General features: G+C 42.4%; 2 protein-coding genes. One reads left to right on the top strand and one right to left on the bottom strand.

From position 1 onward, the window contains the following. A partial coding sequence (locus ACP45E_RS04125; protein WP_017037016.1) for a methyl-accepting chemotaxis protein occupies positions 1–1,560 on the bottom strand: 1,560 nt, incomplete at its 3' end. A 265-nt stretch (positions 1,561–1,825) separates the two neighbouring features. On the opposite strand from ACP45E_RS04125, the gene ACP45E_RS04120 reads away from it, so the two are divergent. Continuing rightward, entirely contained in the window at positions 1,826–2,176 is a 351-nt protein-coding gene (locus ACP45E_RS04120) for an HIT domain-containing protein (protein ID WP_017033856.1), read from the top strand. Positions 2,177–2,212: the final 36 nt, after the last annotated feature.

Genomic DNA, 2,212 nt, shown 5'->3' with positions numbered 1-2,212 from the left:
TCGAGCGGCTTCGATTGCCGCGTTCAATGCAAGAAGATTGGTTTGCTCAGCGATATTGCGAATAACATCCAAAATAGAACCGATTTGACTGCTCATTTTCTGTAATTCACCCACGGCATCAACCGACTCATTGAGACGAGATTCTAATTGATTGATGGTTGATATATTGGTGCTCATGATTTGTCTGCCAGAGTCTGACGCGGTTTCCACTTGCTGAACCATTTTCTGAGAACTCTGTGCGCTTTGTGCGACTTCTTGTACCGAGTGCGCCATCTCTGTCATTGCTGTTGCAACGTTAGAGGTTTGTTCACGCTGTGAGCTTAATTGCCCCTGAGCGTGACTAGAGGTTGCTTGGTTTGTATTGGCGGTACTGGTTAGGTTGTCAGACGCATCATTCAATTCAACAAGGACATTGTGGAGGTTATCCGCCAACGAGTTGATATGACCACTCACTCGGCTGAATTCATTGTTGTATCGAATATCAATGCGTTGCGTCATGTCACCTTCGGTCAAGCTTTCAAGCGTCTTTAAAATACGAGTCAGTGGCTCTCGAACACTTTGGGCAATGTGGTACCCGATAGCGGTTGCAAAAATAACCACAATAGCGCAAATGATCACCGCTTTGATGACACCCTGGTCATAAACATCGCCCGCTTCTGTTAATGATGCGTTTAACTTGTCAGAGGCAACACCATTGAATGTATCCAAAATAGCCATGGCATTATCGACCTCAATCGCGAGGTTACCTATGTTGTCATAAAGAGCCGCTTTGGCGAGCAAATAGCTATTATGCTGATCTAATACTCCACCTTTCTTACCGACATCACGGCTGAAATTATCAACCGACTCTTGGAAGGCTTTTTTAAGTTCCGGCAACTGTGTAGTTAGCCCGCGAAATGCGTAGTTTAAGTGAGTGACCGCTTTCTTATTTTTATTGACGGCTTTATTCACAAACTCTACATCTGAGCTTGCAAGCGCATCAGAGGTAATGACTTCAGCGTCTTTCAATTTGATGAAGTAGCTTTTTGCCATGACTTTGACAGAAATACTGCTTTGATCATCAACGTACTCTTTCATTCCTGCGCTGAGTTCAGAATGAAGACGTTGGAACTGACGTGTTGATTGCTGTACTTGAGCTTGTGCTGCAAACATGGCTTCATAGTTGTCCATGGCTTCTGCTGCTTCAGAGAAATAGCGTTCTTCCATCGCTTTTAGCTGTTCAATGCTATCGGCGAGCGTGCTTTGGTTGGCACTGGCTTCTTGCAGTTGCATGAGTGTTGCAGAAAAACGCTCTTTCGCCAGGCCAAACTCTTCGCGCATTGCTGCCATACGATCGGTATTTTGGGTGGTTAGAAAGTCTTTAAACGACTTATCAGCAGAGAGCAGTTGCACCGCTGTTTGGTTGGATGTCGATACCAAAGGTAGAGACACTTTAGATACCGATTCAAAGTTTGTGTGGATTTGGCTCATGCCATTCAGCATTAATACTGTAATAACGGCAAACATGATAATGATGAGGGTAAATCCACCATACATACGCCTAATGACCGATCCTTTCATGCTTCTCTCCAAAATAATAAAAATGACCAAAGGCCAAAAAAGACTAACAAAATAGTCATTATTGTATGGAGGATAAGGTGTACATTTATTGATAGACAAGACAAAAATAGATTTGGAGTCAAATTCTTTGTCATATTTGTTAAGTCAATTTCATTTTTGGGAATTGGAGTTTTTATTGAGCTTTTTACGTGCTTGGCTCATACTGAAAGGCAATTTTCCCACTTTATATTAGTAATCAATAACATACTTGCAATTGGAGTGCCTAATGGCTGAAGAAACCATTTTTAGAAAGATCATTGATAAAGAAATTCCTGCAGACATCGTTTATCAGGACGAGTTGGTTACAGCATTTAGAGACATTAACCCTAGAGCGCCAATCCATGTTTTGATTGTTCCGAATAAGCTCATTCCGACGGTAAATGATATTGAGGCAGAAGATGAACTCGTTATGGGCCGTTTGTTTACTGTTGCAAAAAAACTGGCTAAAGAAGAAGGGATAGATCAAGACGGTTACCGCCTTATTATGAATTGTAACTCTTATGGAGGCCAAGAGGTTTACCATATCCATATGCACTTAGTCGGCGGGCGAGCGCTAGGGCCGATTCTGGTTAATTAGCCGAATGGGCCATCTTTAGTCATTGTTCATACCTGT

This window comes from Vibrio genomosp. F10 str. 9ZD137 (genome assembly GCF_049974785.1).
Lineage (GTDB): Bacteria > Pseudomonadota > Gammaproteobacteria > Enterobacterales > Vibrionaceae > Vibrio.
Note: the sequence above shows the minus strand (reverse complement) of the source record. Positions and strands in the feature narration are given on the sequence as shown.